The following is a 22081-nucleotide window of genomic DNA, read 5'->3' on the forward strand; positions in this document are numbered from 1 at the left end:
ATGATGGGGGCCCACAGCCTTACTGAGTCTAAGCAAACTCCGAATACCGGGAAGAACTGATCGGCAGACACACGGCGGGTGCTAACGTCCGTCGTGGAGAGGGAAACAACCCTGACCAACAGCTAAGGCCCCCAATTCATGGCTAAGTGGGAAAGCATGTGAGACTTCCAAAACAACCAGGAGGTTGGCTTAGAAGCAGCCATCCTTTAAAGATAGCGTAACAGCTCACTGGTCTAGTCAAGAGGTCTTGCGGCGAAGATGTAACGGGGCTCAAGCCATGAGCCGAAGCTTTGGATGCACAGTGATGTGCGTGGTAGCGGAGCGTTCTGTGATATAGAACGCTGCCTCCTTATCTCCGTTCTCGGAGTATTGGAGGCAATGTTCTGACTGTGAAGCCGGGCTGTAAGGCATCCGGTGGAGTGATCAGAAGTGAGAATGTTGACATGAGTAGCGACAAACAGGGTGAGAGACCCTGTCGCCGAAAGTCCAAGGGTTCCTGCTTAAAGCTAATCTGAGCAGGGTAAGCCGGCCCCTAAGGCGAGGCCGAAAGGCGTAGTCGATGGGAACCAGGTTAATATTCCTGGGCCATGTGGTGGTGACGGATTGCGAGGGTTGTTCACACTTATCGGATTGTGTGGGCCGCTTAGCAGTTCCTGGAAATAGCCCCACTATCGGACCGTACCCGAAACCGACACAGGTGGACTGGTAGAGAATACCAAGGCGCTTGAGAGAACCACGTTTAAGGAACTCGGCAAAATGCCTCCGTAAGTTCGCGAGAAGGAGGCCCCATTCTCACGCAAGTGAGGGTGGGGGGCACAAACTAGGGGGTGGCGACTGTTTACTTAAAACACAGGGCTGTGCGAAGCCGTAAGGCGACGTATACAGTCTGACGCCTGCCCGGTGCCGGAAGGTTAAAAGGAGGAGTGCAAGCTCCGAATTGAAGCCCCGGTAAACGGCGGCCGTAACTATAACGGTCCTAAGGTAGCGAAATTCCTTGTCGGGTAAGTTCCGACCTGCACGAATGGCGTAACGATCTCCCCGCTGTCTCAAACGTGGACTCAGCGAAATTGAACTGTGTGTCAAGATGCACACTACCCGCGGTTAGACGGAAAGACCCCATGAACCTTTACTATAGCTTCGCACTGGCATCAGGCATGTGATGTGCAGGATAGGTGGTAGGCTTTGAAACGGGGACGCCAGTCTTCGTGGAGCCATCCTTGAGATACCACCCTTCGCCTGCTTGATGTCTAACCGCGGTCCCTTATCGGGATCCGGGACCCTGCGTGGTGGGTAGTTTGACTGGGGCGGTCGCCTCCCAAAGTGTAACGGAGGCGCGCGAAGGTTGGCTCAGACCGGTCGGAAATCGGTCGTTGAGTGCAATGGCAGAAGCCAGCCTGACTGCAAGACTGACAAGTCGAGCAGAGACGAAAGTCGGCCATAGTGATCCGGTGGTCCCGAGTGGAAGGGCCATCGCTCAACGGATAAAAGGTACTCTGGGGATAACAGGCTGATGATGCCCAAGAGTCCATATCGACGGCATCGTTTGGCACCTCGATGTCGGCTCATCTCATCCTGGGGCTGGAGCAGGTCCCAAGGGTACGGCTGTTCGCCGTTTAAAGAGGTACGTGAGCTGGGTTTAGAACGTCGTGAGACAGTTCGGTCCCTATCTGCCGTGGGTGTAGGATACTTGAGAAGAGTTGCCCCTAGTACGAGAGGACCGGGGTGAACGGACCACTGGTGGACCAGTTATCGTGCCAACGGTAGTGCTGGGTAGCTATGTCCGGACAGGATAACCGCTGAAAGCATCTAAGCGGGAAGCCCCCTTCAAAACTAGGTATCCCTTGAGGGCCGTGGAAGACCACCACGTCGATAGGCTGGAGATGTAAGCGCGGCAACGCGTTCAGTTGACCAGTACTAATTGCCCGATTGGCTTGATTTGATCCGGTAGAAGCCAGACCTCTGGCTCCGATCATAATCAAAAGCTGCATAGCAACTTGACTTGAAATCATCGCTTCTTCCTCGGTTTGGTGGTCATAGCACGAGCAAAACACCCGGCTCCATTCCGAACCCGGCCGTTAAGTGCCGTCGCGCCAATGGTACTGCGTCTTAAGACGTGGGAGAGTAGGTCACCGCCAAACCTAGAAAGAAGCGATGAAAAATCATCTCTCAAACAACGATGACAAACAAAATCCCGATCGCAAAAACATAAAGCCCTCGGGAAATAAACGCGGGATCGAGCACCCCGCAATCGCTACAAACTCTCCGCGAGAGTTTGAAAAACGCGATCGCCTCGTCAGGCTCATAACCTGGCAAAAAGGCAAACGCTCAACGGACGCGGGATGGAGCAGCCCGGTAGCTCGTCAGGCTCATAACCTGAAGGTCGTAGGTTCAAATCCTACTCCCGCAACCAAATATACCGAACGAAAACAATGCACTAGCGCCCCAACGGGCGCTTTCTGCATTCGGGCTGGTTCAGCCGTGGAAGCATTGTGGAAGCAGCAGAGTAGAGTAGGCGTCGGGGTCCCCAGAGATCCGGCCGGTGCGCAAGTGCTGCCCACTTTGGCAGGCAGCACTGAGTTTCTTGGCTACTGCACATCAATTGGGATCGTCGTCACCGCCGCCGTCTTCGCCGTTTTTGTTCGGCGTTTTCCCTTCGATGTTCTCGCCGCCATTGCCAGCTCCGTTGTCAACGCGGCCATTGGCGCCGCTGACGGAGAGGCCCGTGACGAGCGCCGCCTGCTACGCCTGCAGAAACAGATGGTCGGATACAAGCTCCTGATCATCGACGAGCTGGGCTTCGTGCCTCTGAGCAAGACCGGCGCCGAGCTGCTGTTCGAACTGATCTCGCAGCGCTACGAGCGGGGCGCCACCATGATCACCAGCAATCTGCCCTTCGACGAATGGACCGAAACCTTCGGCTCCGAGCGCCTGACCGGCGCTCTGCTCGACCGGCTCACCCACCATGTCCACATCCTCGAGATGAACGGCGACAGCTATCGGCTTGCCCAAAGCCGCGCCCGAAACAGCGCCGACACCTGATCACATCGTTCAGGTTTGGCCCGCTGGGCCAAAGCGCCCCGGCAGCCGCAAGCTATCTGAAAAGCGCAGCTGCCGGGGCGCGAAGCGTTCCCTCCGCTTCAATCCCATGCCCTCTCTGGTGGCTGACTTTTGCTCCGCCCCGTGGCCGGTTTTTGCTCCGCCGTTGACACTTTTGTCGCTCTATCTCAGGCTGACGCGGTAACGGGGCGCTGACCCCGGCGCTTCTGAGAGCATAAGAAAAGGCCCGCATCGCTGCGGGCCTTTTGTAAAATCATACCATCACTTGCGCGGCTTCTTCGGGCCGCCGGACTTGGGCTTTCCACCTTTGCCCGGATGCGGCCCTTTGCCGGGGCCTGCATATTTCGCGCGGGGCTTCTTGCCCTTCGGGGCGGCACCGCCATCGGGCTTGGGCTTGCGCTTCTTCGGCGAGATTTCCGCGAGGGCTGCGAACACGGCCTCGTCGTCGGGGCTCCAACCGCTGGTCTTCGCACTCTCCTCCGGGGCGTCGTCGCGCGGCGCCTTGGGCGGGCCCTTGCGATGGGGCGTCTTGCCCGGACGCTCGCCGCGATCCGGTTTGCCATGCGGCTTGTCTGCGCGGCGTTTTTTCGGCGGCGGACCAAAATCGGGTTCGCCATTGAGGGCGCGGGCGGAGATTTCGTCGGACAGTTCCCCATCCGGGCCAAGCGAGGCTTCGAATTTCGCGACGCTCTTCTCGGCGATCTCGACGAAGGTCTCGTCATCGCGCACGCGGATCGCGCCGATCGCGGATTTGTCGAGATCGGCATGGCGGCGCAGCAAGGGCAGCAGCCAGCGCGGCTCGGCCCGGTCGTTGCGCCCGACCGACAGCGTGAACCAGCGGCTCGGGCCGAATTCCTGACGCTCCGATTGCCCCTTGGTGTCCGGCGGCAGAAGATCCTCGGGCGGGGCATTGCGCGACTGCTGCAGCCGCAGGAAGGCGGCGGCGACAGCCTCGGCCCCGTGCCGGTCGAGCAGCTTGCGCGCAAACGCCGCCTGATCCTCGCTGATCGGCTCGCGCCAATCGGGATCGGTCAGCAGGCGCTCTTCGTCGCGCGCGATGATCGACTCGGCCGAGGGCGGCACGGTCCATTCGGCGTTGATCTTCGCGAATTTCAGCAGGCGCTCGGCGCGTTTGACCATGCGCGGCGGCACGATCAGCGCGGACATTCCCTTGCGCCCGGCGCGACCCGTCCGGCCCGAACGGTGCAGCAGGCTCTCGGTGTTCTGCGGTAGATCGGCGTGGATCACGAGGCTCAGGTTCGGCAGGTCGATGCCGCGCGCAGCCACATCGGTCGCCACGCAAACCCGTGCCCGCCCGTCGCGCATCGCCTGCAGCGCGTGGCTGCGTTCGGCCTGTGACAGTTCGCCCGACAGCGTCACGACCGAGAGGCCGCGATTGCCGAGCCGCGCGCTGAGATGGTTCACCGCCGCGCGGGTGTTGGCGAAAACGATGGCGCTTTCGTCGTGGTGATAGCGCAGCAGGTTGAAGATCGCATGATCGCTATCCGAGGCCGCAACCTTCAGCGCCTTGTAGGCGATGTCGGAGTGCTGCTGCGCGGTGTTGATCGTCGAGATGCGCTGCGCGTCGTTCTGGAACTGCTCGGCCAGCTTCGCGATCATCGGCGAGACGGTGGCCGAGAACAGCAGCGTGCGGCGCTCTTCCGTGGCCGAGCCAAGGATGAATTCGAGGTCTTCGCGGAAGCCCAGATCGAGCATCTCGTCGGCCTCGTCGAGCACGACGGCGCGGATGTCACTCAGATCGAGCGCGCGGCGGCGAATATGGTCGCTCAGGCGGCCGGGCGTGCCGACCACGATATGGGTGCCGCGCTCGAGGGCGCGCCGTTCCTGACGCGGGTCCATGCCACCGACGCAGGAGCTGACGATGGCGCCGGTCTTGCCGTAGAGCCAGCGCAATTCCTGCATGACCTGAAAGGCGAGTTCCCGCGTGGGGGCCACAACGAGTGCAAGCGGCGTGCCAGCCGGGCCGAAGCTTTCGGCCTCGCCCAGAAGGGTCGGGGCGATCGCGAGACCGAAGCCGACCGTTTTACCCGAGCCGGTCTGGGCCGAGACCAGCAGGTCCTTGCCCGCCAGCGCGGGATCGGTCACCGCGTCCTGCACGGGAGTGAGAGTGTCGTAGCCGCGCTCGGCGAGCGCTGCGGAAAGGGAGGGGATCATCGGAAAGTCGTCCAAGCAATGACGTAAGGGACGGGCCGCTCTGCTTTGGCAGCCCGTGCGGAAGGCGCCTGCATAACGGCCCCTGCGGCAAATGTATATTGCCTATTTGGAGAATCCGCCCGCTATGGGCAATAATTCTTGGTCAGGCGAGGACTTGCAGCACCACCGCCGAGGCGTAGATCGCGACCAGCAGCAGGCTCTCGATCCCGATCCGGGCCGGCCCGTCCTTCTGGCGCAGGATCAACCCGCCGAGCAGCACGCCCGTCATCATCAGTCCCGTCGCGAGCCAGTAGAGGTCCGACATCGAGACCGCGTGATACAGCGAGCCGTCACGATAGGCCCCGTCCGAGAAGACGAGGAACAGCGTGTCGAAGGTGTTGCCGCCGATGATCCCTCCGATGGCCAGCTGCAGCGCACCGCGACGGACAGCGGTCAGCGTCGTTACCAGCTCGGGCAGCGAGGTCACGACCGCCGTCAGAAGCGCGCCCACCAGCGAGGAGCTGAGACTGAAGCGGGTGACGAATTCCTGCCCGACCTGCGAAATGACCCAGCCGCTGAGGCCCATGATGACGACGAGGCCCACGAAGACGACGATCGGTCCGCGCGGCGAGCGGTTCGCTTCCTCCTCGTCTTCGGGTTCGTCACGGCGCGTCTCGCGGGTTTCGACTGGTTTCCACATCGGCGTTTCCGACACCTGCGTCGCGAGTTTCGTGCCGCCGAGATAGGCGAGGAACAGCACCACCGAGGCCGGGCTGATCCCCCAAATCGCAAAGTCGGGCGCGGCGGTCGCGGCGAGCGGGATCGACAGCAGCACGATCAGCATCACCGCCTGAAAGAGGTTCGCGGGCTCAGCCGCGGAATGTTCGAGATTGGCGCGTCGGTGCAGCATGTCGGCGAGCGCCAGAAAGAAGGTCTGCGCGGCGATCCCGCCCACGGCATTGGAGAAGGCGAAACTCGCATCGCCCTGTGCGGCGACCGAGACCGAGACGACGATCCCCGACAGCGACGTCGCAGCCCCCAGCACGATCCCGCCTGCCAGCGCTTCGCCCATCCGCGTGCGATCCGCGATCACATCGGCCAGCCCGGTCGCCTTGATGGAGGAGATGACGACGATCAGCCCGGCGATGGCAAATACGCCGAGCAGAAGCGGGGTCGAAAGAGAGGCGATCATGAAGGCTCCGGGGACACTGTTCGAAAAGCAACCGCGCAGCGCGCTCACGGTTCCGTTAAGAGGGCGAAGGGTGGCGCCTCTGCAAAGGGCTGGGGGGAGTCGACATGCCCGAAAGAGACGTTAGGGTCGGCGCCAATCAGCGCGCGGGAGGACAAGCATGTTTATCGGATTGGATCTGGGCACATCGGGGCTGAAGGGGCTCCTGATCGACGAGGCGCAGCGCGTGGTGGCCGAGGCGACGCATCCGCTCACCGTGTCGCGCCCGCAGGAGGGCTGGTCGGAACAGGATCCCGCCGAATGGATCGCGGCGATGGAGGCGGTTCTGGGCTCGCTCGCGCAGCACGATCTGTCGGCGGTGCGCGGGATCGGGCTGTCGGGGCATATGCATGGCGCGACGCTGCTGGACGCGCAGGACGCGGTGCTGCGGCCCTGCATCCTGTGGAACGATACCCGCGCCCATCGCGAGGCGGCGGCGCTCGATGCGGAGCCGCAATTCCGCGAGATCAGCGGCAATATCGTCTTCCCCGGCTTCACCGCGCCGAAGCTGGTGTGGCTCGCCAAGCACGAGCCGGAGCGGTTCGCGAAAGTGGCGAAGGTGCTGCTGCCGAAGGACTACCTGCGGCTCTGGCTGACCGGGGAACATGTCTCGGAGATGTCCGATGCCGCCGGGACGAGCTGGTTCGATACCGGCGCGCGCGATTGGTCGGATGCGCTTCTGTTGGCAACCGGGATGCGGCGCGAGCAGATGCCGCGCCTCGTCGAAGGCTCGGACGTGTCGGGCACGCTGCGCCCGCAGATCGCGGCGCGCTTTGGTCTGCCGGAGGGCGTCGTCGTCGCGGGCGGCGGGGGCGACAACGCGGCTTCGGGCGTGGGCGTCGGCGTCGTGGCGGCGGGGCAGGCCTTCGTCTCACTCGGCACCTCGGGCGTGCTGTTCGCCGCCGATGACGGCTATCGCCCCGATGCGGCGAGTGCGGTGCACAGCTTCTGTCACGCCTTGCCGCAGACATGGCATCAGATGGGCGTGGTGCTCGCCGCGACCGACGCGCTGAACTGGTATGCGCGGCTTCTGGAGAGCGACGCCAAGCAACTGACCGAAGGTCTCGGCCCGCTGCAGGCGCCGGGCAAGGCGCGGTTCCTGCCCTATCTCGGCGGCGAGCGCACGCCGCTCAACGATGCGGCGATCCGCGGCGCGTTCATCGGACTTGAACACGCAACCGATCGCGCCGCGACCACGCGGGCCGTGCTGGAAGGGGTGAGCTTCGCGCTGCGCGATTGTCGCGATGCGCTGGCTGGAACCGGTACCCGGATCGAGACGCTGCTCGGCGTCGGGGGCGGCACGCGCTCGCGCTATTGGTGCGAGGCGATCGCGACCGCGCTCGACACGCCTGTCGCCCTGCCGGTGGCGGGCGATTACGGTGGCGCGTTCGGCGCGGCGAGGCTTGGGATGATGGCCGCGACGGGTGGCGGGCTGGAGCTTGCCGCGCCGCCGGAGATCGCCGCGACGATCGAGCCGGTGCCCGCGTTGCGCGAGGCCTTCGACGAGGGTTACGATCGCTACCGTCAAGCCGGTGCCGCGTTGCGGGGTTTGACCTGATCTACCTCGCGCCGCGCCATAGCGATCGGCGCGGCGTCGCAGAACTCAGCCCGAGAATTGCAGCCGGATCCGGTTCACATATTCCACGCCCGGTCGCAGGATCGCCGAGGGGAATTCGGGGTGATTGGGCGCGTCGGGCCAGGCTTGCGGCTCCAGACAGATCGCGTTGAAGCTGTCTCCGGACGGTGCGGTGTAGACCTGCAATCCGGGCTGGTTGCTCAGCATCGTCATACTGCGTCCGGAGGCCGGATCGCTCAGCACCGCCACCTCGCGCATCGCGCCGGGGCGGAGACAGAAGTTGTGATCGAAGCCCGCGCCATCCGGTCCCGGCACCGGCGCCGGTTCGCGGAAGTCGAAGCGTGTGCCAGCCACGTCGCGCGGTGCGCCGACGGGCAAGGTCTCGGCATCGATCTCCAGCACCTGATCGGCGTTGAGCTTCAACTGGTGGTCGGCGATCGAGCCGCCGCCTGCGAGATTGAAATACCCGTGCGAGGTCAGCGAGACCGGGCAGGCACGGTCGCAGCGCGCCCGGTAGGTGATGTTCAAGGTGGCAGGGTCCGATACCGCGAAGCTCACCTCCGCGACGAGATTGCCGGGAAAGCCCTGATCTCCATCCGGGCTTTCGAGCTGCAGTGTCGCCGCGTTGATCCAATGCGCGACGACCTTCCAGTCGCATTGGTCGAACCCCTGACCACCGCCATGAAGGCAGTTCCCGTTTTCATTTGCATCGAGCTGGAATTGCTCGCCATCGAGCGTGAATTTTGCTCCGGCGATGCGGTTCGCGTAACGTCCTATCGTCGCCCCGTGGAAGCTGCGCGTGGTCTGCACGGGGTCCGGGCCGATGAGAAGTTCGACGGGTCCATTGGAACCTGGCAGGGCCAGGCTTGTCAGTCGCGCGCCTTTCGGGTCGATACGCACCAGCATCCCTGATGCAAGCCCGATCTCCAATTCTGTTTCGTGATCGAACATGCTTTTATCCAGTCTATGTCGCGACAAGAATGACCCAACGTAAGCCATTCTCCAAGCCTTGACCTTAATCTCGATCAACATCCGAGACGAGTTAGCCACATGGACACCCGCCGGACCTGCCAAAGGTGAAGCAGGCCGTAGGTGCGATTATATGCATCCGAAATGCTTCTTAAAAGTTTCGTGATGGGCGCGTGGGTGCAAGCGAAAAGGTGCTTTCGTGCTCGATTTTGCGCGAAAATATATTATATGTGGCAATAACGAAAGTTATCGCGCCTAAAACTTGACGCGCCTCATTGCGAATGAGCGACAGGCGCTAGCGGGAGTACGCAAAATGCCACAAGCAGTAGATCTCTTCGTGATCGGCGGCGGGGTGAACGGCTGCGGGATCGCGCGCGACGCGGCCGGACGGGGGCTACGGGTGCGTCTGGCCGAGATGGGCGACCTTGCGCAGGCGACCTCTTCGGCCTCGACCAAGCTGTTCCACGGCGGGCTGCGCTACCTCGAATATCTCGAGATCAAACTGGTCCGCGAGGCGCTGTCCGAGCGCGAGGTGCTGATCCGCGCGATGCCGCATATCTCATGGCCGATGCGCTTCGTGCTGCCCTATAGCGCCGATATGCGTTTCGAGAGCGATACGCCGGTCTCGAAAATGCTCTCCACCGTCATGCCGTGGATGAAGGGCAAGCGCCCGTCCTGGATGATCCGCTCGGGGCTGTTCCTCTATGACCATCTCGGCGGGCAGGGGCTGCTGCCGGGTACCAAGCGGCTCGACCTGCGCAACGCCCCGGAGGGCGCGCCGCTGAAGGACAGCTTCACCCATGCGTTCGAATATTCCGATGGCTGGGTGCAGGATGCCCGGCTCGTCGTACTCAATGCCCGCGACGCCGAGGCGCATGGCGCCGACATTCGCGTGCAGACCAAGGTGGTCGAGGCGCATCGCGACGGCGGCCATTGGGTGATCGTGACCGAAGGCCCGAACGGGCGCGAGGAGCATATGGCCCGCGCCGTGGTCAATGCCGGCGGCCCGTGGGTCGAGCAGATCCTGAAAGGTACGATGGGCAGCGCCAGCCGCGAGCATATCCGTCTCGTGCGCGGCAGCCATATCGTGACTCGCAAACTCTACGATCACGACAAGTGCTACTTCTTCCAGGGCGCGGACGGGCGGATCATCTTCGCGATCCCCTATGAGCAGGACTTCACCCTGATCGGCACCACCGAGGCCGCCCATGAGGACTCGCCGCTCGCCGCCGAATGCACCGAGGCCGAGCGCGATTACCTGTGCGACTTCGCGTCCGAGTATTTCAAGGAAGAGGTCACGCCCGACGATGTGGTCTGGACCTATTCCGGCGTGCGCCCGCTCTATGAAGACGGCGCGAGTTCCGCGACGGCGGCGACGCGCGAATATGTTCTCTCACTCGATGCGCCGACCGGGCAACCGGCGGCCCTGCATGTCTTCGGCGGCAAGATCACGACCTACCGTCGTCTGGCCGAAGACGCGCTGGGCAAGCTGCGCCCGCATCTGCCCGGCATGGGCGGTCAATGGACGAAAGGCGCGCGCCTGCCGGGTGGCGATTTCGCCCCCGAAGAGGTCGGCGCCAAGATCGCCAAGCTCTCGCAGGATTACCCCTTCGTGGATCGCAAATGGGCCGAGCGGATGATCCGCCATTACGGCACCGAGTCCTGGGATATCTTTGGCGACGCCAAAGCGCTGGGCGATCTGGGCCGCGATTTCGGCGGCACGCTGACCGAGGCCGAGCTGCGCTGGCTGGTCGACAAGGAATGGGCGCGCAAGGTCGAGGACGTGATCTGGCGGCGCACCAAGCTGGGCTTGCGGCTCGATACCGATCAGGTCAACTCTGTCGCCGCGTGGCTGGAGGAGCACGCAGGCTGACGCGCGAAACGGGAGGACTTCATGACCTACATTCTTGCAATCGACCAAGGCACCACGTCGACGCGCGCGATCGTCTTTGACGATGCGCTGCGCCCCGTGGCGAGCGCGCAGCAGGAATTCACGCAGCACTTCCCGCATTCCGGCTGGGTCGAGCATGATGCCGAGGAGATCTGGGACAGCGTGCTGGCGACCGTGCGCGGGGCCATCGAGAAGGCCGGGGTCGAGGCTTCCGACATCTCCGGCATAGGCATCACCAACCAGCGCGAGACGGCGCTGGTCTGGGATCGCGAGAGCGGAGAACCGATCCATAACGCCATCGTTTGGCAGGACCGCCGCACCGCCGAATTCTGTCGCGAGCTGCGCGAGGACGGGTTCGAAGAGACTGTGACCGCGCGCACCGGGTTGATCGTCGATCCGTATTTCTCGGCGACGAAACTGCGCTGGCTGCTGGAAAACGTCGACGGCGCGCGCGAGAGGGCCGAGGCGGGCAAGCTCGCCTTCGGCACGATCGACAGCTGGCTGATCTGGAAACTGACCGGCGGCACATCGCATGTGACCGACGCCACCAATGCCGCGCGCACGATGCTCTACGATATTGCCAAGGGCCGCTGGTCGACGACCATCGCCGCCAAGCTCGGCGTGCCGATGGAGATGCTGCCCGAGGTCAAGGATTGCGCCGCCGAGTTCGGCGTGACGCAGTCCGACCTGTTCGGTGCGGAAATCCCGATCCTCGGCGTCGCGGGCGATCAGCAAGCCGCCACGGTGGGGCAGGCCTGTTTCAAGCCGGGCATGCTGAAATCGACCTATGGCACGGGCTGCTTCGCGCTTCTCAATACCGGCGATCAGATGGTGCGGTCCGAGAACCGCCTGCTGACGACCATCGCCTATCAGCTCGACGGCAAGGTCATCTACGCGCTCGAAGGTTCGATCTTCGTCGCGGGGGCCGTGGTGCAATGGCTGCGCGACGGGCTGAAGATCATCGAAGCCGCCGATCAGACTCAGGCGCTGGCCGAGCAGTCCGACCCCGAGCAGGACGTGATCATCGTGCCCGCCTTCACCGGCCTCGGCGCGCCCTACTGGAACCCCGATTGCCGCGGCGCGGTCTTCGGCCTGACCCGCAGCTCCGGCCCCGCCGAGTTCGCGCGTGCGGCGCTGGAATCGGTCGGCTTCCAGACCCGTGATCTCTTGGAGGCGATGCAGGCGGATTGGTCCGACGACGCGCGCCCGACCCTGCGCGTCGATGGTGGCATGACGGCCTCCGATTGGGCGATGCAGTTCCTGTCGGACATCCTAGGCGCGCCTGTCGACCGGCCCGAAGTGTTGGAGACAACGGCACTCGGCGCGGCATGGCTCGCGGGCTACAAGGCGGGGATTTATCCCGAGCCGGACGAGTTCGCGAAGGGCTGGGCGCTCGATCGCAACTTCGCCCCCGAGATGGACGAAGCGAAACGCGAAGCGCGCTACGCCGCGTGGAAGAAGGCGGTCGAGGCCACCATCGCTGCGGTCTGATCCGCAGCGATAGGTCAGACCCCCTTTCCCTTCCCCGCGTTTTGCTCTTTGCTGTCTCGGTCCGATCTGATGACAGGAGCCTCTCGATGACCCGCTACCCCCGCGACCTGCGCGGCTATGGCCGCACGACCCCCGATCCGCATTGGCCGGGCGAGGCGCGCGTGGCGATCTCGATGGTGCTCAATTTCGAGGAGGGCGGCGAGAACAACGTCCTGCATGGCGACGCGGCCTCCGAGGCGTTCCTGTCCGATATCGCAGGCGCCGCGCAATGGCCCGGCCAGCGGCACTGGAACATGGAGTCGATCTACGAATACGGTGCGCGCGCAGGCTTCTGGCGGCTGCACCGGCTGTTCACCGGGCTCAACGTGCCACTGACGATCTACGGTGTCGCGACCGCGCTGGTCCGCGCCCCCGAACAGGTCGCCGCGATGAAGGAAGCGGGCTGGGAGATCGCCTCGCATGGCCTCAAATGGGTCGAGCACAAGGACATGGCGGAAGACGAAGAGCGCCGCCAGATCGCCGAAGCCATCCGCTTGCACACCGAGGTCGTCGGAGAGCGTCCGCGCGGCTGGTATACCGGGCGTTGCTCGGCCAGCACGGTGCGGCTGACCGCCGAAGAGGGCGGTTTCGACTGGATTTCCGACACCTATGACGACGATCTGCCCTATTGGCTCGAGGTCGGCGCGCGCGACCAGCTCGTGATCCCCTACACGCTGGAGGCCAACGATATGCGCTTCGCCACCGCGCCGGGCTATATCGAGGGCGAACAGTTCTTCCAGTATCTCAAGGACAGTTTCGACACGCTCTATGCCGAAGGGTTGGACGGCGCGCCGAAGATGTTCTCGGTCGGTCTGCATAACCGCCTGATCGGGCGGCCCGGCAAAGTGGCAGGGCTGAAACGGTTCCTCGATTACGCGCTGTCGCATGAGGGCGTCTGGTTCGCGACCCGTGGAGAGATCGCCGCGCATTGGGCTGCGACCCACCCCCACACGCGCCGCGAGCGCCCGAGCCAGATGAGCCGGGAGCGTTTCGTCGAAGCCTTCGGCGGCATCTACGAACATTCGCCCTGGATCGCGCAGCGTGCCTTCGATCTGGAGCTCGGCCCGGCGCATGACTGCCTCGAAGGCGTGGCCTCGGCGCTGGCCCGCATCTTCCGCTCGGCGTCGGAGGCCGAACGCCTAGGCGTGCTGACCGCGCACCCGGATCTCGCGGGCAAACTCGCGCAGGCCAAGCGCCTCACCGCCGAAAGCACCTCCGAGCAGGCCAGCGCCGGGCTCGATGCGCTGACCGATGAAGAGCGCGCCACATTCGAGGCTCTCAACGCCGCCTATACCGAAAAATTCGGTTTCCCCTTCATCATCGCCGTAAAAGACAATACGAAGGCGTCAATCCTCCACGCCTTCCGCTGCCGGCTTGACCAAGACCGCGAGACGGAATTCCTCGAGGCCTGCAAACAGGTCGAGCGGATCGCGTGGCATCGCCTGAACGCCATGGACCTTTGATGGAATACACCTATTACGCCCCGACGGGCGGTTTGCCCGATCAGAACCAGCGCGCCCGCGAGCGCGCCCAATTCAACACTTCCTACGCGGTGATCCCGCGCGGGGTGCTGTCAGATATCACGATCTCGCTGCTGCCCGGCTGGCAGAACACCCGCGCCTGGGTGCTCGCCCGTCCGCTCTCCGGCTTTGCCGAGACCTTCGCCGAACTGGTCGTCGAAGTCGCGCCGGGTGGCGGCTCGGACAATCCCGAACCCGACCCCGAGGGCCAGAGCGTGATCTTCGTGCTCGCCGGTCACATCCGCCTCGTGATCGAGCGTGTCGGCCATGAGCTGGACGCGGGCGGCTACGCCTATCTCGCGCCGGGCGCGCAATGGTCGGTCGCCAACGATCAGGACACGCCCGGCACCTTCGTCTGGGTCCGCAAACGCTACGAGCGCGTGCCCGGCATCGACGCGCCGGAAAGCTTCGTCACCGCCGATCAGGACAAGCCGCCGCTCGAGATGCCCAATACCTCGGGCTACTGGTCGACCTCGCGCTTCGTCGATCCGAACGATCTGCGCCACGACATGCACGTCAATATCGTGACCTTCATGCCGGGCGGAACCATTCCCTTCGCGGAAACCCACGTGATGGAGCACGGCATCTTCGTGCTGCAGGGCCGGGGCGTCTACCTGCTCAATCAGGACTGGATCGAGGTCGAAGAGGGCGATTTCATGTGGCTGCGCGCCTTCTGCCCGCAAGCCTGCTACGCCGCGGGCCGCCGCCCGTTCCGCTACCTGCTCTATAAGGACGTAAACCGCCACCCGAAGCTCGGCTCGCCCATCTCGGGCTGATCCCCTTTCGGCTTGGTTGAAATATCCCGGGGGTGAGGGGGCAGCGCCCCCTCTCTTCCGCCAGACCCCGGAGGCGCGCCATGCAGATCAAGGCCGAACCGCTGACACCCGAAGCTTTCATCCAGTTCGGCGATGTGCTCGACGCCGCAGGCGACCCCGACAAGATCATCAATGCGGGGCTCTGCGGGCGCTATCACGACCGCGCGCAGCTCGATTTCGGGGCGGAGACGGGTGGCCGCGCCGGCATTTCGATCTTCAAGGCAGAGCCGCGCGCGCTGCCTTATCTCTGCGATCTGCTGGAGCGGCACCCCGAAGGCTCGCAGGCTTTTCTCCCGATGGGCGCGGACCCGTTCCTCGTGATCGTCGCCCCTGATGCGGACGGTAAGCCCGGCACGCCGCGCGCGTTTCTCACCAATGGTGCGCAGGGGATCAACCTCCATCGCGGCACCTGGCACGGGGTGCTGACGCCGCTCGCAGCGCCCGGCCTTTTCGCCGTGGTCGACCGGATCGGCGAGAGCGCGAACCTCGAAGAGCACCCTCTGGACGCGCCTTTCACCGTGATCGCCTGACCCGTCGTCAAAGGGGGCATGGACACTTCCGCCGAACTTTCCCAAGCTGCGCCAAATCGTTTTGGGGAGGAGCAAGAATGAAAACGCGGATCGCACTTCTGCGCGAAATGGGCAAAGCGCGCCCTTATTCCGACAGCAAGCCGCTGGAGATCGTCGAGGCCGAGCTGGACGATCCCGGTCCGGGTGAGCTGCTCATCAAGATGTCGGCTGCGGGCCTCTGCCACTCCGACCTGTCCGTTATCAACGGCGACCGCCCGCGCGATATGCCCGTGGCGCTGGGCCATGAGGCGGCCGGCGTGGTTGAGGCGGTCGGACCGCATGTCACCCGCTTCGCACCGGGCGATCACGTCGTTCTCGTCTTCGCCCCCTCCTGCGGCCATTGCGTGCCCTGCGCCGAGGGGCGGCCTGCGCTTTGCGAGCCTGCCGCCGTTGCAGCGGGCAAAGGCAGCCTGATCACCGGATCGAAGCGCATCTCGGTCGCGGGCGAGCATGTGAACCACCATATCGGCGTCTCGGCCTTCTCCGATTATGCTGTCGTCTCCGAGGCCTCCTGCGTGAAGATCGACAAATCGATCCCGCTCGATCAGGCGGCCCTTCTGGGCTGCGCGGTGCTGACGGGCGTCGGCGCGGTGCTGAACTCGGGCGGGCTGAAGACCGGCCAAAGCTGCGCGATCATCGGCCTCGGCGGCGTCGGCCTCGCGGGGCTTCTGGGCGCGGTTGCGGCGGGCGCGCGCACCATCGTCGCCGTCGATCTTGCAGAGGACAAGCGCGACCTCGCGCTGAAGCTTGGTGCGACCCATGTCATCGACCCGACCGAGGAAGGGGCGGTGCAAAAACTGCGCGACCTCACCGGCGGCGGCGTCGATCTCGCGGTCGAGCTGGCCGGCGCGGCCCCGGCGCTGCAATTCGCCTATGCCATCACCCGGCGCGGCGGCACGACCGTCACGGCGGGCCTGCCGAACCCGCAGGCCGAATTCAAGATCCCGGCCGTGTCGCTGACCGCGAACGAGCACGCGCTGAAGGGCTCTTACATGGGCTCCTGCGTGCCGGTCCGCGACATCCCGCGTTTCGCGCAGATGATGGTGCAGGGGCAGCTGCCGATCCCGGACCTGATGACCCATCGCCTCAAGCTCGAGGACATCAACGAAGGTTTCGAGCGGCTCGCCGCGGGCGAAGCGATCCGGCAGGTCATCGTCTTCGACTAAGCGCCGATCTCGGCCCGCAACCAATCGCGGAAGGCGCTGACATGCGGCGCCTCCCGCGCGCGCTCGGGCAGGATCAGCGCGTAATTCTCGCCCGTCGCAAACCGGCGCGGCGTCGCCTGCACCAGCCGCCCCGAGGCCAGCGCTCCTTCGGCGATGATCGCGGGCACCAGCCCGAGGCCCATACCCGCGCTCGCCGCATCGAGGATCATGTCGAAATGATCGAATCGCGCGCCGCGCAGGATATGGCGCGCGTCGCGCCCGCTTTCGCGAAACCAGTCGAGCCAGAGCGTCGGGCGCGTCGATTGCTGCAACAGCGGCAGGGCCAGTAGCGCGTCGTCCTCCAGCGCCGCCCGCCCCGCCATCAGCTTCGGCGCGGCCACCACGATCAATTCCTCCGCTACCAGATTTTCGACCTCAGCCCCTGCCGGTTCATGCCTTGAGCGCATGATCGCCAGATCGAAGGGCTCATGCTCGAACTCCACAGGCAAGAGCCGCGCGCTCAGATCGAGGCTCACCTCCGGCTGCGCGGCCTCGAACCCTGCCAGCCGCGGGATCAGCCAAGAGCGCGCAAAGCTCGGCAGCACCGCCATGCGCAGCACCGCCCGCGCGCCGCCGAAAGCCATCGCCCCCATCGCGGCCCGGTCGATCTGGCGCAGAATTTCTTCGGCCTGCGCCAGAAAAACCTGACCCGGAGGCGAAAGAGACAGCCGCTTGCGCACCCGGTCGAACAGCGCCACGCCCAGCCGCTCTTCCAACGTCCCGAGCGAGCGCGACACCGCCGATTGCGTCAGGTTCAACTCCGCCGCAGCCCGCGTCGTCGTGCCGAGGCGCGCGCAGGCCGCGAAGGCCTGCAGCTCGTTGATCGTCGGGGTATAGCTCTTGCGCATGGTCGCGAGGGTGCTCCGATTTGGTCTAGGAGATCATGCGCAAAACTCATCATCTTCGCAAATTTAATCGTTTGCGGTCCGCGCCCCGATGCCTAGAGTCCGACGCAACGAAAGACAGCCTCCGAGGACCCGCCATGACCGACCGCCCCACGCTCAAAGCCAAGGATGCCCCCGATCTGGGCAAGTTCACCTGGGACGACGCGCTGCGTCTGGAAACCCAGCTGAGCGAAGACGAGCGGATGCTGCGCGATGCGGCCCGCGCCTATGCGCAGGACAAGCTGCAGCCGCGCGTGATCGAGGCCTTCGAGAGTGAGACCACTGACCCATCGATCTTCCGCGAGATGGGCGAGATGGGGCTCTTGGGCGCGACCATCCCTGAGGAATATGGCGGGATCGGCGCGGGCTATGTCTCCTACGGGCTGATCGCGCGCGAGATCGAGCGGGTCGATAGCGGCTACCGCTCGATGATGTCGGTGCAATCCAGCCTCGTGATGTATCCGATCTACGCCTATGGCTCGGAGGAGCAGCGCCAGAAATACCTGCCGAAGCTGGCCTCGGGCGAGTGGATCGGCTGTTTCGGCCTGACCGAACCCGATGCGGGCTCGGACCCGGCGGGCATGAAGACTCGTGCCGAGAAGACTGACAGCGGCTACCGCCTCACCGGCTCGAAAATGTGGATCACCAACTCGCCGATCGCGGATGTCTTCGTCGTCTGGGCGAAGTCCGAAGCCCATGGCGGCAAGATCCGCGGCTTCGTGCTGGAGAAGGGCATGAAGGGGCTGAGCGCGCCGAAGGTCGGGCAGAAGCTGAGCCTGCGCGCCTCGATCACCGGCGAGATCGTCATGGACGGCGTCGAAGTCGGCGAAGACGCGCTGCTGCCGCATGTCGAGGGGCTGAAAGGTCCGTTCGGCTGCCTCAACCGCGCACGCTACGGCATCGCCTGGGGCGTGATGGGCTCGGCCGAGTTCTGCTGGCACGCCGCGCGCCAATACGGGCTCGACCGCAAGCAGTTCAACAAGCCGCTGGCGCAGACGCAGCTCTTCCAGAAGAAGCTCGCCGATATGCAGACCGAAATCACTTTGGGTCTGCAAGCTGCGCTGCAGGTGGGTCGCCTGATGGACGAGGCCGATGCCGCGCCCGAGATGATCTCGCTCATCAAGCGCAACAACTGCGGCAAGGCGCTGGACATCGCGCGGATGTCCCGCGACATGCATGGCGGCAACGGGATCTCGGGCGAGTTTCAGGTGATCCGCCACATGGTCAATCTCGAGACGGTGAACACCTACGAGGGTACCCATGACGTCCACGCGCTGATCCTGGGTCGCGCGCAAACGGGCCTGCAGGCCTTCTTCTGATGGCCCCGCTGGAAGGTGTGAAAGTCGTCGAGCTGGCGCGCATTCTGGCCGGTCCCTGGGCCGGTCAGGTGCTCGCCGATCTCGGCGCCGAGGTGATCAAGGTCGAGGCGCCCGAAGGCGACGATACCCGCCGCTGGGGCCCGCCCTTCATCGCGCGCGAAGGCGACGGGCCGGAGGGCCGCTCGGCCGCCTATTTCCACGCCACCAATCGCGGGAAGATTTCGGTCGTGGCAGATTTTCGCACCGAGGAAGGCCAGAAGATTGTGCGCGATCTGGTCAAGGACGCCGACGTGGTGATCGAGAACTTCAAACTCGGCGGGCTCAAGAAATACGGGCTCGACTACGAGAGCCTTTCGGCGATCAATCCGCGTCTCGTCTATTGCTCGATCACCGGTTTCGGGCAGGACGGTCCTTATGCCAGCCGCGCGGGCTATGACTTCCTGATCCAGGGCATGGCGGGCTGGATGGACCTGACCGGCGACCCGCAAGGCCAGCCGCAAAAGGTGGGCGTCGCCTTCGCCGATATCTTCACCGGGCTCTACGCGGTGATCGGCATTCAGGCAGCTTTGGCCGCACGACAGCGCACCGGGCGCGGGCAACTCGTCGACATGGCGCTTCTGGATTGCGCGGTGGGCGTGCTCGCCAATCAGGGGATGAACTTCCTCGCGACCGGCAACGCGCCGCAGCGTCTGGGCAATGCCCATCCCAACATCGCGCCCTACGAGGTCGTGAGCGCCAAGGACGGCGATCTGATCCTCGCAGTCGGCAATGACGGGCAGTTCCGGCGGCTTTGCGAGGTGCTGGGCCTCGACCTTGCAACCAACCCGGACTTCGCCACGAACGAAGCGCGCGTCGCCAATCGTGAGGCGATGCGCGCGGCCCTCTTCCCTGCGCTCGCGCAATGGCCGCGTGCCGATCTGCTCGCCGCGCTCGAAAAGGCGACGGTCCCCGCAGGGCCGATCAACTCTGTCGATCAGGTCTTCGCCGACCCGCAGGTTGAGGCGCGCGGGATGCGGATCGAGGCCGAGGGCATCCCCGGTATCCGCACGCCGATCCGCTTCTCGGACACGCCCTTGGCGGAACCAAAACCCGCCCCGAAGCTCAAGGCCGACTAGCTTCTTCCTCTTGGTGGAAATATCCCGGGGGGTGAGGCGGGATCAGCGGCCTTCCAGTGGAAGGACGCCCCGCCGAATGCCCGAAGCGCAAGCGAAGGGCCGTCAGCGCGGGGGCAGCGCCCCCTCCAAGTTCACCCGTTACAAGCCAGCGTCAGCGCGATCGGGATATTGTCCGGCCCGCCATGCACATCCGGTTGGTTGACCGACACGTTCGGCACGCAGGTCGCGCCGTCGGCCAAGCCCCGGATCACGACCGGGTTGGATTTCACCGGCACCAGTCCGGTCAGGTTCTCGGGGTCATACATCTCGATGCGCAGATCGTTCGGATTCTCGGCCTGGGGCAGGGCGAGCGCGAAGGCCATCGTGACGGCCCCATCCTTCACCGTCGCCTGAAAACCGTAAATCTGCGGGTCGGGCAGTTGCTCGGCCCCTTTCCAGAACCGGGTGTAGAAGAACGAGCCTTCCGAATTCTGCTTCGCCGCATCTTGCAGCGGAGCCAACTCGTCTCCTGTGAACGCTCCGTCGCCATTCTTGTCGAAGGTCTGGATCAGCCAGTCCGAAACGGTCGGGTCGAAAGTCCAGCTCTCGCCAATATGGGTGACTTTGCCGCTCGCCATGCCGACGAGCAGGCGGATCAGGATTTCGTCTTCCGGGTGGGCGTTCGCGAGACCCGGCAGTAGTCCGATCAGACCGGCGAGGGTGAGAACAGTGCGGCGGATCACGGCTGGAAATCCGGTTTCTTGCTGCCCGGCGGGGCGGCGGGCGGTGGCGCGCCGAAGCTCGGGAAAGCATCGGCCTCGGGCACGGCGGCATCTGCGGCGGGCGCGTTCTCGGAGGCCGCGGTCGAGGGATCGGCATTCTTGGGCTTGAGCTTGCCACCCATCAGCGCGACCCCGCCGTAAAGCAGCCCGATCGCGACGAGCCAGCTGCCGACGATCCGGCCCGCGATCTCGAACCAGCGCGCCTGCCAGCTGCGCAGCACCAGATAAACCGCACCGATCAGCCAGACGCCCAGCCCGACCCCGGCGAGGAAGACCCACGGTTTGCCGCCATAGCTCGGATCGGACAGCTTCACCGAGAGCGCATACATCACCCCCAGCACAAAGCCCGCAGGCACGATCAGTGCGGTCCGCGACCAACGTCCCAGGGCGAGCGTCGCGCCAATGGCGATGGCCGAGATCGGCATGGTCAGGAAGTGATGCGTGATCGCGCCGGGGAGTTGTTGCAACGCGGCCATCAGCTCGATGCGGAAGGTAAAGCCGAGCGCGATCCCGACCGCCCAAAGGAGCGCCGCGATCAGCACGGCGCGCCGCCCGACCAAGGCCAGCGCGATCCCGAAGCCGAAGAGCGGGAACAGCCGTTCGATCGCGACCGCGTCGCGGATCAGCCACGCGCCGGTCTCGCCGCGGTCTGCAGGCGGGATTACCGCCAGCACGATCAGGGCGGTCAGCCCGGCCAGCACCCAGAGGTGACGCAGCCAGCCGAGGCCGGAACGGTTATGCGAAAAATCAATGGCCAAAGAGGCTTAGCCCACCTTGCAGGAACCCGAGCTGAGATTGCAGGTAACCCAGCGCCAGCGCAAGGAAGCCGAGCCCGACCACCGCGATGATCGCACCCAGCCCGCGCGAGAGTTGCCCGCCCCGGATCGGCTCGAGGATGAGGCCGACGCCGACGCCGATCACGTGGATCATCCCGGTCGCCAGCACGAAGCCGATCGCGAAATCGGCCGGGTCGGCGGCCAGCGGCAGTTCCGCCCCATGCGCATAGCCGTGATAGAGCGCGAAGACCGAAATGATCGCCAGCGCCACCCATTCGTAGGGTTTCCACCCGGCGGCGATGGCGAGGCCGAGCACCACGATCGACAGCGCGATCCCGATCTCGATCCCCGGCAGCGGCAGGCCGAGAATGCCGATCACGCCGCCCACGACCATGATCAGCGGGAAGGTCACCGGCAATTGCCAGACCTGACGTCCACCCATCTGCGCGCCCCAGAGGCCCACGGCGAACATCGCGAGGAAATGGTCATAACCCGAGAGTGGATGCTCGAACCCCGCGGTGAACCCGCCCGACCCGGTCGAGGTGATATGGGCGGCAGCCATCTGCGGCAGTATCAGGGCGATGAGGCCCGCGAGGGCAGCGAGGCGGCGATGGTTCATGCGAAGGCTCTCTGTTTCGTGACTGTCGGGCGGCATCATCCGGATCGGGGCGCGAAACTCAAGGCGGCAAATCGCTCACCGCGCCTCACCATC

Annotated in this window: 17 protein-coding genes, 1 tRNA gene and 2 rRNA genes (1 of these 20 only partly in view); 13 read left to right on the forward strand and 7 right to left on the reverse strand. The window is 64.7% G+C overall.

The features are described from left to right. The 4 genes from AC2TZ7_RS04610 to AC2TZ7_RS04625 form a co-directional block, all read left to right on the forward strand. Positions 1 to 1939: ribosomal RNA gene (locus tag AC2TZ7_RS04610) — 23S ribosomal RNA — on the forward strand; it begins 895 nt to the left of the window's first position. An 84-nt stretch (positions 1940 to 2023) separates the two neighbouring features. Further along, positions 2024 to 2138, forward strand: a 5S ribosomal RNA gene (gene rrf, locus AC2TZ7_RS04615). 195 nt (positions 2139 to 2333) lie between these two features. Then, positions 2334 to 2410: transfer RNA gene (locus AC2TZ7_RS04620), tRNA-Met, on the forward strand. A 137-nt stretch (positions 2411 to 2547) separates the two neighbouring features. Continuing rightward, positions 2548 to 3039, forward strand: coding sequence for an ATP-binding protein (locus tag AC2TZ7_RS04625; RefSeq protein ID WP_489866047.1), 492 nt, complete (start codon positions 2548 to 2550; stop codon positions 3037 to 3039). 279 nt (positions 3040 to 3318) lie between these two features. Here AC2TZ7_RS04625 and AC2TZ7_RS04630 read toward each other — a convergent pair whose 3' ends face one another. Further along, on the reverse strand, positions 3319 to 5232 hold the full coding sequence (locus AC2TZ7_RS04630) for a DEAD/DEAH box helicase (protein WP_489866048.1): 1914 nt from the start codon (positions 5230 to 5232) through the stop codon (positions 3319 to 3321). A gap of 142 nt (positions 5233 to 5374) precedes the next feature. After that, a complete protein-coding gene (locus AC2TZ7_RS04635; protein WP_489866049.1) occupies positions 5375 to 6403 on the reverse strand; it encodes a sodium:calcium antiporter in 1029 nt (342 codons plus the stop codon). Positions 6404 to 6560: 157 nt separating this feature from the next. Between AC2TZ7_RS04635 and xylB the strand changes: the two genes are divergently transcribed. Then, positions 6561 to 7997: a xylulokinase gene (xylB, locus tag AC2TZ7_RS04640; RefSeq protein ID WP_489866050.1), complete on the forward strand. Its 1437-nt coding sequence runs from the start codon at positions 6561 to 6563 to the stop codon at positions 7995 to 7997. A gap of 45 nt (positions 7998 to 8042) precedes the next feature. On the opposite strand, the gene AC2TZ7_RS04645 is transcribed toward xylB, so the two are convergent. Next, positions 8043 to 8966 carry an aldose epimerase family protein gene (locus tag AC2TZ7_RS04645; RefSeq protein WP_489866051.1) on the reverse strand — a complete coding sequence of 308 codons (924 nt, stop codon included), beginning with the start codon at positions 8964 to 8966 and terminating at the stop codon, positions 8043 to 8045. A gap of 331 nt (positions 8967 to 9297) precedes the next feature. On the opposite strand from AC2TZ7_RS04645, the gene glpD reads away from it, so the two are divergent. From glpD to AC2TZ7_RS04675, 6 genes are all read left to right on the forward strand, one after another. Beyond that, on the forward strand, positions 9298 to 10857 hold the full coding sequence (gene glpD, locus AC2TZ7_RS04650) for a glycerol-3-phosphate dehydrogenase (protein WP_489866052.1): 1560 nt from the start codon (positions 9298 to 9300) through the stop codon (positions 10855 to 10857). Positions 10858 to 10878: 21 nt separating this feature from the next. Beyond that, positions 10879 to 12366 (forward strand): glycerol kinase GlpK, encoded by a 1488-nt coding sequence (gene glpK / locus AC2TZ7_RS04655; RefSeq protein WP_489866053.1) that lies wholly within the window; start codon positions 10879 to 10881, stop codon positions 12364 to 12366. Positions 12367 to 12452: 86 nt separating this feature from the next. Further along, positions 12453 to 13868 carry an allantoinase PuuE gene (gene puuE / locus AC2TZ7_RS04660; RefSeq protein WP_489866054.1) on the forward strand — a complete coding sequence of 472 codons (1416 nt, stop codon included), beginning with the start codon at positions 12453 to 12455 and terminating at the stop codon, positions 13866 to 13868. Next, positions 13868 to 14701 (forward strand): bifunctional allantoicase/(S)-ureidoglycine aminohydrolase, encoded by an 834-nt coding sequence (locus AC2TZ7_RS04665; RefSeq protein WP_489866055.1) that lies wholly within the window; start codon positions 13868 to 13870, stop codon positions 14699 to 14701. The genes puuE and AC2TZ7_RS04665 overlap by 1 nt, the downstream gene beginning before the upstream one ends. Before the next feature lie 80 nt (positions 14702 to 14781). Further along, positions 14782 to 15270 (forward strand): ureidoglycolate lyase, encoded by a 489-nt coding sequence (locus AC2TZ7_RS04670; protein ID WP_489866056.1) that lies wholly within the window; start codon positions 14782 to 14784, stop codon positions 15268 to 15270. Between the two features lie 77 nt (positions 15271 to 15347). Next, positions 15348 to 16475: a zinc-dependent alcohol dehydrogenase family protein gene (locus AC2TZ7_RS04675; protein ID WP_489866057.1), complete on the forward strand. Its 1128-nt coding sequence runs from the start codon at positions 15348 to 15350 to the stop codon at positions 16473 to 16475. Here the strand turns inward: AC2TZ7_RS04675 and AC2TZ7_RS04680 are convergent. Further along, the gene (locus AC2TZ7_RS04680) at positions 16472 to 17362 is read right to left on the reverse strand and encodes a LysR substrate-binding domain-containing protein (protein ID WP_489866058.1); all 891 of its coding nucleotides are present in this window, start codon (positions 17360 to 17362) and stop codon (positions 16472 to 16474) included. The two genes, AC2TZ7_RS04675 and AC2TZ7_RS04680, sit on opposite strands and share 4 nt — an antisense overlap. 134 nt (positions 17363 to 17496) lie before the next feature. On the opposite strand from AC2TZ7_RS04680, the gene AC2TZ7_RS04685 reads away from it, so the two are divergent. Together AC2TZ7_RS04685 and AC2TZ7_RS04690 are read left to right on the forward strand one after the other, a co-directional pair. Beyond that, entirely contained in the window at positions 17497 to 18717 is a 1221-nt protein-coding gene (locus AC2TZ7_RS04685) for an acyl-CoA dehydrogenase (RefSeq protein WP_489866059.1), read from the forward strand. Beyond that, on the forward strand, positions 18717 to 19832 hold the full coding sequence (locus AC2TZ7_RS04690) for a CaiB/BaiF CoA transferase family protein (protein WP_489866060.1): 1116 nt from the start codon (positions 18717 to 18719) through the stop codon (positions 19830 to 19832). Before AC2TZ7_RS04685 ends, AC2TZ7_RS04690 begins: the two co-directional genes overlap by 1 nt. Positions 19833 to 19963: 131 nt before the next feature. On the opposite strand, the gene AC2TZ7_RS04695 is transcribed toward AC2TZ7_RS04690, so the two are convergent. The 3 genes from AC2TZ7_RS04695 to AC2TZ7_RS04705 are packed head-to-tail and all read right to left on the reverse strand — an operon-like array spanning position 19964 to position 21988. Next, positions 19964 to 20554: a DUF1007 family protein gene (locus AC2TZ7_RS04695; RefSeq protein ID WP_489866061.1), complete on the reverse strand. Its 591-nt coding sequence runs from the start codon at positions 20552 to 20554 to the stop codon at positions 19964 to 19966. Beyond that, entirely contained in the window at positions 20551 to 21351 is an 801-nt protein-coding gene (locus tag AC2TZ7_RS04700) for a hypothetical protein (RefSeq protein WP_489866062.1), read from the reverse strand. The genes AC2TZ7_RS04695 and AC2TZ7_RS04700 overlap by 4 nt, the downstream gene beginning before the upstream one ends. After that, positions 21341 to 21988 (reverse strand): HupE/UreJ family protein, encoded by a 648-nt coding sequence (locus tag AC2TZ7_RS04705; RefSeq protein ID WP_489866063.1) that lies wholly within the window; start codon positions 21986 to 21988, stop codon positions 21341 to 21343. The genes AC2TZ7_RS04700 and AC2TZ7_RS04705 overlap by 11 nt, the downstream gene beginning before the upstream one ends. Positions 21989 to 22081: the final 93 nt, after the last annotated feature.

Source organism: Thioclava sp. ISO4 (assembly GCF_058105145.1).

Bases quoted from the DNA above. Each gene is read 5' to 3' on its own strand.
- AC2TZ7_RS04630 (WP_489866048.1), bottom strand. From the start codon at position 5,232: ATGATCCCCTCCCTTTCCGCAGCGCTCGCCGAGCGCGGCTACGACACT.
- AC2TZ7_RS04635 (WP_489866049.1), bottom strand. From the start codon at position 6,403: ATGATCGCCTCTCTTTCGACCCCGCTTCTGCTCGGCGTATTTGCCATC.
- xylB (WP_489866050.1), top strand. From the start codon at position 6,561: ATGTTTATCGGATTGGATCTGGGCACATCGGGGCTGAAGGGGCTCCTG.
- AC2TZ7_RS04645 (WP_489866051.1), bottom strand. From the start codon at position 8,966: ATGTTCGATCACGAAACAGAATTGGAGATCGGGCTTGCATCAGGGATG.
- glpD (WP_489866052.1), top strand. From the start codon at position 9,298: ATGCCACAAGCAGTAGATCTCTTCGTGATCGGCGGCGGGGTGAACGGC.
- glpK (WP_489866053.1), top strand. From the start codon at position 10,879: ATGACCTACATTCTTGCAATCGACCAAGGCACCACGTCGACGCGCGCG.
- puuE (WP_489866054.1), top strand. From the start codon at position 12,453: ATGACCCGCTACCCCCGCGACCTGCGCGGCTATGGCCGCACGACCCCC.
- AC2TZ7_RS04665 (WP_489866055.1), top strand. From the start codon at position 13,868: ATGGAATACACCTATTACGCCCCGACGGGCGGTTTGCCCGATCAGAAC.
- AC2TZ7_RS04670 (WP_489866056.1), top strand. From the start codon at position 14,782: ATGCAGATCAAGGCCGAACCGCTGACACCCGAAGCTTTCATCCAGTTC.
- AC2TZ7_RS04675 (WP_489866057.1), top strand. From the start codon at position 15,348: ATGAAAACGCGGATCGCACTTCTGCGCGAAATGGGCAAAGCGCGCCCT.
- AC2TZ7_RS04680 (WP_489866058.1), bottom strand. From the start codon at position 17,362: ATGCGCAAGAGCTATACCCCGACGATCAACGAGCTGCAGGCCTTCGCG.
- AC2TZ7_RS04685 (WP_489866059.1), top strand. From the start codon at position 17,497: ATGACCGACCGCCCCACGCTCAAAGCCAAGGATGCCCCCGATCTGGGC.
- AC2TZ7_RS04690 (WP_489866060.1), top strand. From the start codon at position 18,717: ATGGCCCCGCTGGAAGGTGTGAAAGTCGTCGAGCTGGCGCGCATTCTG.
- AC2TZ7_RS04705 (WP_489866063.1), bottom strand. From the start codon at position 21,988: ATGAACCATCGCCGCCTCGCTGCCCTCGCGGGCCTCATCGCCCTGATA.